This window comes from Acetivibrio cellulolyticus CD2 (genome assembly GCF_000179595.2).
GTDB classification, from domain to species: domain Bacteria; phylum Bacillota; class Clostridia; order Acetivibrionales; family Acetivibrionaceae; genus Acetivibrio; species Acetivibrio cellulolyticus.
Map to the genome: position 1 here is coordinate 188,669 of NZ_JH556657.1, position 13,349 is coordinate 202,017.

12 protein-coding genes are annotated in these 13,349 nt (G+C 38.0%); 3 read left to right on the top strand and 9 right to left on the bottom strand.

Translation table 11 applies throughout. The features are described from left to right. Positions 1–23: 23 nt before the first annotated feature. The 5 genes from tnpB to ACECE_RS0212980 form a co-directional block, all read right to left on the bottom strand. The gene (gene tnpB, locus ACECE_RS0212960) at positions 24–380 is read right to left on the bottom strand and encodes an IS66 family insertion sequence element accessory protein TnpB (protein WP_026073830.1); all 357 of its coding nucleotides are present in this window, start codon (positions 378–380) and stop codon (positions 24–26) included. Continuing rightward, positions 374–676 (bottom strand): IS66 family insertion sequence element accessory protein TnpA, encoded by a 303-nt coding sequence (gene tnpA / locus ACECE_RS0212965; protein ID WP_010245199.1) that lies wholly within the window; start codon positions 674–676, stop codon positions 374–376. Before tnpA ends, tnpB begins: the two co-directional genes overlap by 7 nt. Before the next feature lie 72 nt (positions 677–748). Further along, positions 749–3,127 carry a DUF4268 domain-containing protein gene (locus tag ACECE_RS0212970; RefSeq protein WP_010247759.1) on the bottom strand — a complete coding sequence of 793 codons (2,379 nt, stop codon included), beginning with the start codon at positions 3,125–3,127 and terminating at the stop codon, positions 749–751. A gap of 63 nt (positions 3,128–3,190) precedes the next feature. Further along, on the bottom strand, positions 3,191–3,511 hold the full coding sequence (locus ACECE_RS0212975; RefSeq protein WP_010247762.1) for a hypothetical protein: 321 nt from the start codon (positions 3,509–3,511) through the stop codon (positions 3,191–3,193). A 32-nt stretch (positions 3,512–3,543) separates the two neighbouring features. Continuing rightward, positions 3,544–4,599, bottom strand: a complete 1,056-nt coding sequence (locus ACECE_RS0212980) for an HRDC domain-containing protein (protein ID WP_010247765.1) — start codon at positions 4,597–4,599, stop codon at positions 3,544–3,546. Positions 4,600–4,867: 268 nt separating this feature from the next. On the opposite strand from ACECE_RS0212980, the gene ACECE_RS0212985 reads away from it, so the two are divergent. Further along, entirely contained in the window at positions 4,868–6,412 is a 1,545-nt protein-coding gene (locus tag ACECE_RS0212985; protein WP_010247768.1) for a stalk domain-containing protein, read from the top strand. A 250-nt stretch (positions 6,413–6,662) separates the two neighbouring features. Here ACECE_RS0212985 and ACECE_RS0212990 read toward each other — a convergent pair whose 3' ends face one another. After that, positions 6,663–7,301 carry a type 1 glutamine amidotransferase family protein gene (locus ACECE_RS0212990; RefSeq protein ID WP_010247771.1) on the bottom strand — a complete coding sequence of 213 codons (639 nt, stop codon included), beginning with the start codon at positions 7,299–7,301 and terminating at the stop codon, positions 6,663–6,665. A gap of 123 nt (positions 7,302–7,424) precedes the next feature. Here ACECE_RS0212990 and ACECE_RS0212995 point away from each other — a divergent pair, with 123 nt between their 5' ends. After that, positions 7,425–8,357 (top strand): helix-turn-helix transcriptional regulator, encoded by a 933-nt coding sequence (locus ACECE_RS0212995; RefSeq protein ID WP_010247774.1) that lies wholly within the window; start codon positions 7,425–7,427, stop codon positions 8,355–8,357. Positions 8,358–8,592: 235 nt separating this feature from the next. Here the strand turns inward: ACECE_RS0212995 and ACECE_RS0213000 are convergent, their stop codons facing one another. Both ACECE_RS0213000 and ACECE_RS0213005 read right to left on the bottom strand, forming a co-directional pair. Beyond that, a complete protein-coding gene (locus ACECE_RS0213000) occupies positions 8,593–9,246 on the bottom strand; it encodes a vWA domain-containing protein (RefSeq protein WP_010247778.1) in 654 nt (217 codons plus the stop codon). Positions 9,247–9,351: 105 nt separating this feature from the next. Further along, the gene (locus ACECE_RS0213005; protein ID WP_010247781.1) at positions 9,352–10,362 is read right to left on the bottom strand and encodes a macro domain-containing protein; all 1,011 of its coding nucleotides are present in this window, start codon (positions 10,360–10,362) and stop codon (positions 9,352–9,354) included. A gap of 274 nt (positions 10,363–10,636) precedes the next feature. On the opposite strand from ACECE_RS0213005, the gene ACECE_RS0213010 reads away from it, so the two are divergent. Beyond that, on the top strand, positions 10,637–11,278 hold the full coding sequence (locus tag ACECE_RS0213010) for a LysE family transporter (protein WP_010247784.1): 642 nt from the start codon (positions 10,637–10,639) through the stop codon (positions 11,276–11,278). Between the two features lie 159 nt (positions 11,279–11,437). On the opposite strand, the gene ACECE_RS0213015 is transcribed toward ACECE_RS0213010, so the two are convergent. Beyond that, entirely contained in the window at positions 11,438–13,051 is a 1,614-nt protein-coding gene (locus ACECE_RS0213015; RefSeq protein ID WP_010247786.1) for an NADP-dependent glyceraldehyde-3-phosphate dehydrogenase, read from the bottom strand. Positions 13,052–13,349 lie beyond the last annotated feature (298 nt).

Consider the following 13,349-nt stretch of genomic DNA (forward strand, 5'->3'; position numbering starts at 1 on the left):
AAATATTTTTTGATTAAATTTCTCTATATCACCACGTTTGAAGCTGCTTTCCGGTGTGCTTGTTTTTGCTCAATTGAAAGTCCAGTTAATAACCAATAGAGTTCCCTAGTACCCACCTGAATTGTCTCTTTAGAGTTATCTGAAGGCCATTTAAACGTTCCCTTTTCAAGTCGTCGGAAGTATAGCCAAAATCCGTTATGATCCCAATGTAATATTTTTATCATTGTCCTGTTTTTATTGCAAAACACAAAAAGATTCGATGAAAATGGGTCGAGAGAAAAACATTGCTGAACTATTGCTGCCAAACCGTCGATAGAGCGTCTCATATCAGTACTTCCAATAGCAAGATATACTTTTTCTGTTCCACTTATGCTCAACATATTGCCTCCAAGGATTTAACTATAGTTTGCAAAAGTCTTTCGTCATATCCGTTCTCAATTTCAATTATAGCTTTACCTATTCTTATGTTGAGTTTTGATGTCATCATTGGTTCAAACTGAATTGGCATCCAGTTTGTTTTGTTAATTTCTTCCTTGTTTTGATTATCTCTTCTATATTTTCTATATTGGAAATTGAATGCTTTGATTTTCAACCCCTTTTCCCTACACCACTGAGCCTGGGTTTTTCCGCTTTTTTCGAATTCTCTAATTAACTTTTCCCATTCTTTATATAACATAAGACGCCTCCTGGTTTTTGGTGTATTATCTCATGCTAACAAATTGATTAACAGATGGGTTGTATTGTACGCTTACCTTTCTATCCGGTCTTTTTTTGATTCAAGTTTTGAAAAATACTCCGGATTATCTACATAAATTCCAATCCGTAGTATCTTCTTCCTTACTAGCTGAAAAAACAAGTGATAATTATTATTTGCAACTGTAATATCATACCAGTCATCATATGAAGGTTTTCTTCTTCCTATATCTTCTCCACGTCCATTATCACGGCAATACTGGGCAAAATGCTTCCAGAAGTCCATCCTCAAATGATGTCTTTCACCAAGTTCCCTGGTTGTTGGTTCTGCGGGTTCATCAGGCTCATCAAAATCCGCCACGTCAAGTTCAGGCACTTCTTTACGTTCTGTATTTAAAAAAGACAAATGAAGCAATTCAATCATCTGTGTCTCATCTGAGAAACGAATATTCCATCTGGTTTCAATAAACTTTAATATTTTTATTCCACGTACAAGAATACATGTGGCATCCCAGTCGCTTTCATGTGATACTTCTATTTCCGAATGCGATCCATCCTCATAACCACGTCGGCCATTTGTTTTCGAAGATTTCTTGTCATCAAAACTGTCATTTTGTAGACTGGAGTTCACACTCTGAGATAAAGGAAGCAAATTGCCCAAGGAGCCGGAAAGAATCTTTATTTCTTCTTGCGTAAACATCCTAAACTGGTTTTTCCAGTACCATTTTGTTGGAGTCTGCGGAAGAATGTGTTCTATTGTTACCTTATCTTTTTCTGCCTTTGTAAACGGTTTCCACCCCAGCTTTTCAATGCCGGTTTTTAAAGCCTTCTCGTATTCATACTCAAAAAGCAGGTATCGGAGGTCATGCCAACCATAGAACCCATCGCCGTTTGAAAAACGCTTATCAATTCGTGTCATGAAGTTTTTAATTGCAAAATCCATATCTGCAGTAGCTGTTTCAATCAAGTCCTTTGTTACCTTGGAAATTGGCAACTCACCTAGATAAACCTCCCGAGTTTTTCTATAAAAATCGCTGCTCTTATAGCTTGATTGGAATGATGCCATCCTGAAAGACAAGAAGATAAAGCGTTCAATTGCACTGAACAATACTATACGCTCTTCCGTGGTCACAACAGCATTCATTGTCAAAGATGCAGTAACAAGCGGTCTGAAATAGCCAATTCCGATTCGGTTAAGCCTGTCGAGCCATGTTTTTTCAGCGGCTGATAAATCGCTTAATTCCGGGAAGTATGTATAAAACCAGTATTTTGCTACGTCTTTTAAGCTATTAACATAATCCGCAATTTCAGAGGGCTTCAATTTGCATACGGTCGTAACAGCATCTTCCTCTAATGGCTGCGGCACATCATCATCTTCCATTTGACAATCATCAGTTTGTGTATCTTCTTCAGCACTGATTACAACCTGCTTTTCATAAATATTCTTTGCAGAAAATTTATTCAGTAGAAATTTAATGTAATCATCGCCCTTTTGCCGAGAATACTGAAAATACATGATCCAGTGTGCTCTCAAAAACTCATCATCGTATAAAGGTGCACTCTGGTTGCGACCAAGTTGGTAACATACTTCTTTCCATGAATCATTTATTTTCTTTCTCAATTCATCCTTATCCATTACATCCAATTCATTCTTATCATAAAGGGTTGTCAGATAGATTAGACGATTCTTTAAAAGTTCGAGGTTTGTAAGCTTTTTACCACGATTGTTCATTGTCTCAAATGCCACGAAAACATCATAGTCATCTTCAATCTCGTGGATATTAAACATCAACTGCAGGGTAAGTTTACGGAACACACTTTCAATCCCCTCAATTCCCTCTGATAAGTGAAGCTCCTTTAGACGATCGGCAAAAAAATCCTTTGCCTTCTTGAGGTTTTGTGTATAATAGGTTTCATCAACCGAACCACTGAATGGCTCGCAAAAAACTTTATATGTAAGATAATCAGCACTTGGATTATCTGTCTCATAACCAAAGAGATAAGTTGTTATCAAGTTCTGTGGAGGGCGTTTCTGTGAAATATACTTTGAACGTATGGCTTTTAAAGTCTGATAACAAAGAACAATATCCTCTTCGCTTTTTTCCGCATTACATTCAAGATTTTTAACAAAACCTACTATTTCATTTATAAGGATTGAAAAAGTCGTCAGGCGTTGCTGACCGTCAACTACATGGTAAGCCTTATAGCCTGAATCCAATAGCCATTTGTCATTATTCCATTCCTTTGATTCAGACCTTGGAACAGCTTTAAGTGATAACAGCCCAGTGTAATGATACCTTTCAGATAGCAAGTTCACTATATCATCCCAAAAGTCCACAAGTTGTTCCTGCTTCCAGGCATAACCTCTCTGATAGTCAGGAATTCGAAATAATTTATTCTGGTATATCTGTGAAAGAGATTGTAAGTCGTTCATATAAAGACCCCTTCAGAAATTTAATTTCTTGTTATTCAATTTAGCAGTTAAACAAATTAAAGTTTATTTTTCTAAGTCATTAAACTCATAACCAAATTCGATTAATCGGTTCTTGCAAGTTTCCCTCTCCTCATCTGTAAACAAAGCTTCATACTCTGGCCTTAAAACCAATGCTTCTACTGATAAATCAAGTCGCTTGTTTTCCCATAAAACTTCAAATCCATAAGTACCGCCGCTCTTTGATATCAGCTTTTTTGCCGCCTTAATACCGCCTTCCGCTGATACTAATTGAATGAATCTCGCAGCATTATATTTCAGTTCCTTCTTAGCAATAAAATATATATTATTCATTTCTTCATGAAATTTGTTTTCTAAAGTACTCATGCCAGCCTCCTTGTAATAAAAACGCTAAATATTCAATATTTTTTTATAATTTTTAAAATATCATCGCCATACTTATTCGCCTTTACCTCACTAAACCCTGAAACTGTCTGCAGTTCTTCTTTATTTCTAGGCATTTTTGAAATTAAATCTTTCAATTGATTATCATTATAAATGAAGTAAGGTTTTATTTTTTCTTCACGACTCTTATCTAATCGATATGCCTTTAATTCTTTAAAAATATCCGTTTCCTCTACTGGAACTTCGCCTACTGTTATAGTGCTTCTCTCAGCTACTGGAGTTAGTACTTCTTCATCTTGCTTACGTGGTGTTATTATATTAATTTTATACTGCTCGTATTTTCCAGTATAATCTTTCTCAACAGCCTTATGTAAATCCAAATAAGATTGAGCCCAAGCTAACATTTTATCTTCTGAGTCAGCAGCTACTTTAGAACTTTCGTACACTTCTTTTATATGTTTAACTAATTGATCCGCACGGATAACTTTCTCTTTTACTTCTTTCTTTGCATATTTTGCATTAAGTACTGTCTTAGGATTAGCCAAAACCACTATTGACTTATTAAAATCTTCAAAGTATCTTCCAGCCATATATTTAGTAAATATATTATTCTTTCTGTCTGTCATAATCTTTTTCATTAATTCTAAATGTCTTTGATTTTGTGTGATGGGTGAATAAATACCCTCTTTCTTTTTTCTGCCACTAAATTCCATAGTGCGGATAAAGTCACCAGAACTATTAATTTCAATATCTCCATAGAGATTTTTACATTCGATAATAAAGCAAATCTTTTTTGTAAATACAAGATAATCTATCTGGGCACTCAACTCTCCATCCTCAATGTAGATGTCATGCAAGATATACATAGGAATATGACTATTTTTCAACTCAAATTCAATATTCTTTTCTCCTGCAATTCCATATTCAAGGCTTTTTATATCTTGTTTTATTATATTTTGCCCTTCCGCATTAAGTATGGGTTCCAATGCTTTAAGCTTTTCAATTTGTACTTCTGCATTACTATTTCCCTTAAGAAAAACAGGTTCTTTCATCCTATCAAATAAGCCCATTCTACTCACCTCACATATATTATAAGAAGATTGTACCATGTTTTACAAACTTTTTGCATTTTTTTAGTATTAAGTTCTGAATTGCATTATCAAATCCCCCATTTAAATCAAGTCTATGAAAAAACCTATTCATGTCTCCCAATTTATCCATAAACTAATAAATATATTGTTAATTCCAACAAAATATATTAAGAATTTGGAAGGAAATCACAAACAAATGAGGAATAGATTCTTTGTTAAAATTAAATCTATCTAGGTGGTGGCTATTTTGAAGAAAAGACTTATATCTTTGGTTTTATTTGTAGTTTTAATTTTCAGCCTTAGTCCAATTCTCGCCGAAAGTCAGATTTCAGTGATAGTTAATAGTAAACAGGTTCAATTCGATGTTCCTCCAGTTATAGAAAACGGAAGAACTTTGGTTCCTTTAAGGGCTATCTTCGAAGCTCTTGGCGCTGTAGTTTCGTGGGAACCCAGCACAAGAACAGTTACAGGTGTAAAAGGGACAAAAACAATTATTCTAACTATTGATAGAACAGATGCTACAGTTAATGGGATTCAAAAGGCTTTAGATGTACCAGCAACAATAAGAAATAATAGAACGCTGGTACCTTTACGGTTTATTTCTGAAAGTTTAGGTTCTATAGTTTCTTGGGACGGAACTTCAAGAACTGCAACTATTAATGACGCTGGACTAAAGGTTTCATTTATTGATGTAGGACAAGCCGACAGTATCCTAGTCGAAACACCAAATGGAAAATCACTACTTATTGATGCCGGTAACAATGAAGATGGTGATTTTGTTGTTTCATACATAAAGAGCAAAGGACTAAATAAGATCGATGTAATTGTAGGAACACACTATCATGAGGATCATATTGGTGGCTTAGACACAGTTATCAATAATTTTGATATAGGTAAGATTTATATGCCAAATGCAACAACACAGGTATTTGAGGATGTTCTTATAGCAGCAAAAAATAAAAACTTAAAAATTAATACTGCAAAAGCTGGAGTTAATATAGATTTAGATTCGGATTTAGAAGTAAGTATTCTTGCACCTGTAGGAAATACTTACGAGGATTTGAATAATTATTCTGCAGTTATCAAGCTAACCTATAAAAATAACTCGTTCCTTTTCGAAGGTGATGCTGGGAATATTTCTGAATCAGAAATGTTATCATCAGGATCTAACCTTAAAGCCGATGTACTAAAGGTCGGTCACCATGGAAGCAATGATTCAACAACAGAGCCTTTCCTAAAAGCAGTATCACCGAAATATGCTGTAATAAGTGTAGGAAAAGACAATGATTATTGGTACCCAACAAAACAAACTCTTGATAAACTTGCTGCTACTAGCGTCCAAGTATATAGAACAGACGAACTCGGGACCATTGTAGCATTCAGTGATGGAAACACTATTGCATTTGATAAAACAACTTCAGCAACTACGACATCATCTAAATCAACAATAGTACCTACAACAACTTCTATTCCAACAGACTTAAACCAAGAAGCAAATGTTGTAATTAGTGATTTGGATTGTTATGGAGAGACAATAACAATAACAAATAATAGTGCTTCAAGTATTGACCTGTCAGGGTGGCAGGTTATATCAGTCAAAGGAAACCAGACTTACTATTTCCCAAATGGATTTACACTTAAAGGTAAATCATCTGTAATGATTACCTCTGGGCCAAAAGCATATAGCAGTGGAGATAGTGTGTTAATGTGGGCAGATTCGAATATTTGGAATAATGACGGAGATCCAGCCCAACTTTTTAACAACCTTGGAAAGTTGGTTTCATCAAAATAGTCTCGAAAGGAACCCTTCGTTACTTTCATTCCAAGCTCTTCTATTCCTCTAACCTTCACATCAAGGCAACGCAATCCACATGTCAGCAATGCATATTGTTAAGAACGCTAAACGTGCTACCAATAGAAATTTGTGTAATATTCTATCGGGGTACTGCCAGTCGTCGCCCACACAGAAAACTTTGCTTTGTCCGCAATCCCGGAGTGCTTTTATCAGGCAGTACCTAAGTCCTGTTTATGACAAAGGTGGATCAGTTTTCATTGCTAGACGGCAAAGTTTGCATGAGAGCAAAGAAATGTTTAGGCTCACCGGTACTAAAATATTCATACCAAGATTCCAGTGTGTTTGATTGAAAAACACCTAAATGCTCAATAATTTGTTTTGCCCACAACAAAGCTCCGGTGGAACTTGCAGTAATAAGGTTGTTATCCGCTACAGATGGCTTGTCTATGTAAAAACTTTGCCCGTTATAACCAGGAGAAAACATTTCAAGAAATCCCGGTCCATTACTGGTATGCGGACGCTTATCCAAAAGCCCAAAGTTGGCAAGCGCAGCGGTAGCCCCACAGATTGCACACACCGTAGCACCTAAAGAGAGAAATCCGCTTGCTTTTTCGATGATAGCGAGATGCTTTGGGTCGTTCCATGTATCTGCGCCCGGTAATAGCAACATGCTTGTTTCACTAACAACAATATCATCAATTAAGCAATTGGGCACTATTGTCATCCCGCCCATTGTATTGATTGGCTCTTGAGAATAACTAACCGTTTTGAGCGATACACGTTGCTCCCCCTTTTTGAAAAATCGTCCAGAATTCAGCTCCGAAATAACATACCCCAGTTCCCAGTCGGCTAAAGTATCCAGAACGTAAACATAGATTGTAAACATAAATTTCCTCCATTTTCATTGCGTTTCTAATTTGCTTGCTTTTTTATTATACCTTGTAATTGTTGACAACAGTATGGCAACATTCTATAATGATAACAAGAAATTTTGGAAGGCGGCTATCAGATGAAAGTTGAGAGGCTTGTTAGCATTATTATGATACTCCTTGATAAAAAGCGTATAGGTGCACAGGAGTTAGCAGATATGTTTGAAGTTTCACCCCGCACAATCTACCGCGACATAGACACTATCAACATGGCGGGTATTCCTGTTTGCTCAACATCGGGAGTGGGCGGCGGATTTGAAATCATGCAAAAATACAAGATTGATAGAAAGGTTTTTTCCACTGCGGACCTTTCCGCTATCTTGATGGGGCTTTCCAGTCTTTCCAACATGATACGAGGTGACGAACTGGTAAACGCCCTTGCGAAAGTCAAGAGTTTTATCCCCGCCGACAGAGCGAAAGACATTGAATTAAAAGCAAATCAAATATATATAGATTTAAGTCCGTGGATGGGCAACAGGAACATACAACCATATCTAGAGATTATCAAAACAGCTTTACAGGAAAGCAAGCTACTTTCGTTTGAATATGCAGACCGCTACGGAAATAAAACCGTACGAACAGCCGAGCCGTATCAGCTTGTATTGAAAAGTAGTCATTGGTATTGGCAAGGGTATTGCCATAAAAGAAATGATTTTCGCTTATTCAAACTATCCCGCACATCAAACCTGCAAATACAAGAGGAATTTTTTACCCCACGAGATTATCAAAAACCGCAGTTAGATTTTACTGATATTTTGGCAACTATGCAAACAAAAATCAAAATTCGTATTCATAAATCTGTCATGGACAGGGTACTTGATTATTGCACTTATGAACACTTTTCGCCAGACGGTGATGAGCATTACATTGTTAGTTTTCCTTTCATAGAGAACGAATACTACTACAATATTCTTTTCAGTTTTGGTGATAAATGCGAGTGTTTAGAGCCGTTACATATCCGCACAGAAATGAAGCGTAGAATACATGATATAGCTACCATATACGAAAGTTAATATTTCTACATTTTATTCAGTTCATTATAAACACAAACAAAGAATACCCGTAAAGAAAGCATTACTGCCAACCTTACGGGGATACTTTATACTTATATAATCCAATCCATTCTTGAAAGCAAACGTAATCCTTTTATCAGTATAAATATATACAGACTCTATATGGCGGAGTTGCCCCAAATGATGTCTTGAGTCAAATTTATGTAAAATACGTCTGTGGAAACAGGTCTATTGTTTATTTCCGTTCCCCACGTTCCTTATAATCCTTTTGAATCTTGTCATTCCATCCTACCGGCATTACGGCGCACTCACGAAATGTAGCCACCGCTTCACTCATGACGCGAAAATTTAATTCGACGCCCTCACTGTCTGCATGATAATTTTGAGCGCGGTCTGCGGAGATCCCGAACCGTCCTGCCGTTTCAACAGCATCGATGTTTGCCCCGAGGAAAATAAACTCCCATCCGTACTTTGTCTTCTGTCGTTCGATCTGAGCCTTGATCCTTTCTGCTGAGTATTCACGACTGGAGTTTTCCTCACCGTCTGTGATGATGACGAACATCACCCTTTCAGCGCGGTAATCATCTGCTGTGTGTTTTTGAGCGTTGCCAATTTTGTGAATTGTCCTGCCGATGGCATCAAGCAGCGCTGTTGATCCGCCGACCTGGTACTCCTTCTTAGTAATCGGGCTTACTGCATTGATGTCGATGCGGTCATGTAGCAGCTCATAATTGTTATCAAATAACACTGTTGTGATATAGCATTCACCCTCAACTGTCTGCTGTTTAGCAAGCATTGAGTTGTAACCACCTATAGTGTCGATTTCCAGGCCACCCATAGAGCCGCTTTTGTCCAATATAAATACCAATTCAGTTAATCCTTTTTTCATTGCCATGTCCTCCTTAAGTTTTATTATGACTTAAGGATAACAATTTCAGCAAGACATGCGGTCGCTTTTCAAGCGACAAATGACTTGCTCATTTGTTTTCTAGACTTACCCTCCCAATAACGGCTGGTCATATTTGAACAGCACCTCGTTAATCTCAAAAATGTCGTACTTCCTGCTAACGATAAAGTATTCGACAATAACGTCGAACTTCTGGCTGTGGGACAAAGCATAGCCTGCCCGCTCCAAAAGGTCATCCGTTTCATCAAGTGACAGCTCCAATGCCACTGCAAGGGCAACGGCAGTGCGCTTGCTAGGTGTATAGCCTTTTCCTGTTCTAATTTTGGAAAATAGCTTTCGGTCAAGGTTGGCACGTTTATATACTTCCACGTCCGTCTTGCCCTTGGCATCAATCAACCGCAGGAGTGTCTCCGAGAACGGTTCGTCTAGGCTGCCTACCAGCTCGTCAATACCTTTGCTAACAATCGGGGCTCGCATAGGTGACGGCGCGTTATAGCTGATAAGGTCGGCTTCCTCAAGGGCTTCGATCTCGACATCAAGTACCTTATGCCGCGCTAATTTGTGTTCTGCGACATAATGCTCATCAATATAGCTCACGACTTCACCGATAAGCTTCTCGCTAACCGTGAACGCTGCCTTATCAAATACAGCCAGATACACTTCTAATTCGTGATCTATAAGGAAGTCTTGTATAGCTCCCGTGGCAATGCGCAAAGCCTCGTCTTTCGGGTAGCCATATATACCACTTGAAATCAGAGGAAATGCTATGCTTTCGCACTTTTTTTCTACCACTCGTTTCATACTGTTTATATAGCAAAGGCGAAGTTGCTCTTCCTCACCATTCTTGCCACCACGGTAAACTGGTCCTGCTGTATGAACGACAAACTTAGCGGGTAACCCAAATCCTAGTGTAATGACCGCGTCGCCAGTTTGAATCGGCGCAAGATTTTTGCAGGCAGTTTGCAGTTCGGATGCACCCGCCGCCTTGAATATAGCCCCACAAACTCCTCCACCCATCTGTAACTCTGTGTTTGCGGCATTGACAATCGCGTCAACCTTCATTTTCGTTATGTCCTCTCGGACTATGGTAAAGGGCATCTGCTCACCTCCTTAGTCTGCGTAGTGCCAAATAAGTATTACACGTTTTGTATCAAGACCGTTTCTATAGAGAATATCATTTAAATATAAAGAAGCCATTATTCGCCTCTAAATATTTTGTCTATTTTTGATTTTATCAAATATTTTCTTTTATAACAATTTAATTAACTGAGTATTCCATAATTAGAAATCCATTTTTTATTTTTGCCTTTGTAATATACCATTATTGTTGATATAATTTTAATAAAAAGTAATCAAGAAAGAAGGATACTGTTTGTCTCTTATATTTTTTCAATCGCTACTTATTGCATATTCTGGTGCTATCATGCCCGGCACATTACTTACATATACATTAGACATGAGCCTAAAAAAAGGAATCAAGGCTGGTGTTCTTATCCCTCTTGGACATGCTATACTTGAGGCATTTGTTGTGATACTACTATTTTTGGGTTTAGGCAAGTACATTACAACACCTATGTCCAAAATGATTATTGGTATTATAGGCGGGGCAGTAATGGTTTATCTTGGCATCACAATGATCAAAGACATACTTCAAAAGCGTCTATCCTTCAATGTTAAATCAAACGATTCTTCATATAAGCGTAATTTGGAAATGGTAATCGGTGGATTTGTAATAAGTGCAGTTAACCCATATTTTACTATATGGTGGGCAATTATAGGCTTAAGTCTTATGACTTCTGCGTACAGCTTACACGGCTTTGTCGGGGTATCCCTTTTTTATACAGGTCATATCATTGCTGATATATCGTGGTATTTGTTAATCGCAATCTTAATAAGCAAAACCAAAAGGTTTATAAACCTCAAAGCCTATTCTGTCATAATAGGAGTTCTTGGATTGGTTATGATTTGCTTCGGAATAAACTTTTTTGTGCAAAGCATTAAAACCATTATTTGATCAGTGTATTTCAATTTAGCAGTTTATAGTAGGTTATTTTACTCCAATAAAACATAGTGTTAATGATAAAAAACAAGGATTTCCGTGATTAAAAGTATCCACCGAATAACCGTCAGATAATCTCCTAATCTCGAAAACCCTTTATTTAAAAATTTTCCCTTAGAAAATATAGTCCGTTGATAAAAATTTCGATTTTCTGTTCTTCGTCGTTTCACTTAGGATTTTTCGGTTTAGCTCGGTGTTCTTGGCTGCGACCAATGTGCGTATGGAAAACACCCTTAGTGCATCACTTACGGATAAAGTTCCATCCGCCGAGTCCTTTCTCCCGGTAAAAGGAAATGTATCTGGTCCTCTCTGGCACTGGCTGTTTATATTCACTCGACATACCTGGTTAACCATGGGATCGATCAGTTTGGATATGCATTCATAGTCCCGGCCAAATATGCTCACCTGCTGGCCTACTTCCGATTCTTCTACGTACCGGATTGGTACCGAAATGTCACTAAAAGGCACAATTGGAACAACCGGCCCGAACTGTTCCTCTCTATAAATTCTCATATCTTCCTTAACCGGGTATAATACCGCAGGACTAAAAATACTGTTCAGATGGGCTCCCCCGTTTTCATTTACAATAGCCGCTCCTCTTTCAAGTGCATCCGTCACATATTCCATCATCTTCTCCACTTTGCCTTCCTCAGGCAAAGGAGTAATGGCAGCTCCATCCCACGGCATTCCTGTTTTCAGTGCTGACACACCTTCACAGAATTTCCGGATGAATTCATCTGCGATTTTCTCATGGACAAACAAAACTTTCAATGCAGTACACCGTTGTCCATTATAGCTCAGGGATCCGCTGATACATTCCTTCACTGCCAGGTCAATATCCGCATCTTCCAAAATGATACCCGGATTCTTCGCCCCGAGTCCATAAACAGTCTTCAGTCGATTCAGTTTTGGGTGTTGTTTTTCAATACTGTTTGCCGATGCTGCAGACCCGATTAAAGCAAAAACATCTATCTTTCCGGTTGCCATAAGAGGCCCGATCACGACTTTTCCCCGACCATAGACGGTATTAATGACTCCAGCTGGGAAAGAATCACGAAATGCCTCCAGCAAGGGCTCCAGCAATAATACTCCATGCTTTGCCGGCTTCATTACAACAGTGTTTCCCATGATAAGAGCCGGAATCAGTGTTGTGAATGTCTCATTCAGGGGGTAATTATATGGGCCCATACATAATACGACACCCAGAGGAGCACGTCTGATCTGTGCAAAAACCCCCTGCTCGACAACAAAGCGGGAAGACACTCTGTCCAGATCTTTCAATGCCTCAATAGTCCCTTCGATATATTCCACAGTCCGGTCAAATTCTTTTTCAGAATCAGCCAGATTCTTCCCGATCTCCCACATGAGCATATTAACAACCTGGGCTCTCTTCTCTTTCATCTTCTGAACAAACTTATACATGCAGAAGATTCTTTCTTCCACAGGCATGGTTGGCCAGATTCCCTTTCCATTATCATATGCTTTCACAGCAGCGTCCAAGGCTTCCAACGCTGTTGTTTCGTCCATCAGCGGATAACTTCCAATCCTTTCCTGAATGTATTCATCTCCCACTTTGGTGTAGATTGGAGACAGGACTTCATAGCAACTACCTTCCCAGGTCTTCAGCTTTCCATCAACAAGGTATTCCCGCTGTTCCCTGCTTTCTATCCTAAACTGCTCCGGTATTTCATTCTTTTCTTTAAAGACCCCTGCAAATAAATCTCTCATATGCCCTCCTTCTTATTGAAACAAAGTTCATATCTCTCAAGTGAATATATAAATTATACCATATAAAACTTTCTTGTAATATCAATAATTGACTTTCTGTACCATACTGCGTTCATTGCTCAAAATAATTAAATATGAATAATACTCTGAATAAGGGATGTTGCAAATGGAAATAAAGAGGAGTATATTTAGATACAGATAACTCAATTTGGGTGGTCTCAAGTCAAGGTAATGTAGTAGTTATGAACATACCCCAAACATGAAGCTTAAGGTGAAAAAATCAAATAGCAAAGCAGTT

What these genes read in the sequence shown, in the direction of transcription:
- tnpB (WP_026073830.1), bottom strand. Translation starts at nt 380, where the DNA reads ATGTTGAGCATAAGTGGAACAGAAAAAGTATATCTTGCTATTGGAAGT.
- tnpA (WP_010245199.1), bottom strand. Translation starts at nt 676, where the DNA reads ATGTTATATAAAGAATGGGAAAAGTTAATTAGAGAATTCGAAAAAAGC.
- ACECE_RS0212970 (WP_010247759.1), bottom strand. Translation starts at nt 3,127, where the DNA reads ATGAACGACTTACAATCTCTTTCACAGATATACCAGAATAAATTATTT.
- ACECE_RS0212975 (WP_010247762.1), bottom strand. Translation starts at nt 3,511, where the DNA reads ATGAGTACTTTAGAAAACAAATTTCATGAAGAAATGAATAATATATAT.
- ACECE_RS0212980 (WP_010247765.1), bottom strand. Translation starts at nt 4,599, where the DNA reads ATGGGCTTATTTGATAGGATGAAAGAACCTGTTTTTCTTAAGGGAAAT.
- ACECE_RS0212990 (WP_010247771.1), bottom strand. Translation starts at nt 7,301, where the DNA reads ATGTTTACAATCTATGTTTACGTTCTGGATACTTTAGCCGACTGGGAA.
- ACECE_RS0212995 (WP_010247774.1), top strand. Translation starts at nt 7,425, where the DNA reads ATGAAAGTTGAGAGGCTTGTTAGCATTATTATGATACTCCTTGATAAA.
- ACECE_RS0213000 (WP_010247778.1), bottom strand. Translation starts at nt 9,246, where the DNA reads ATGAAAAAAGGATTAACTGAATTGGTATTTATATTGGACAAAAGCGGC.
- ACECE_RS0213005 (WP_010247781.1), bottom strand. Translation starts at nt 10,362, where the DNA reads ATGCCCTTTACCATAGTCCGAGAGGACATAACGAAAATGAAGGTTGAC.
- ACECE_RS0213015 (WP_010247786.1), bottom strand. Translation starts at nt 13,051, where the DNA reads ATGAGAGATTTATTTGCAGGGGTCTTTAAAGAAAAGAATGAAATACCG.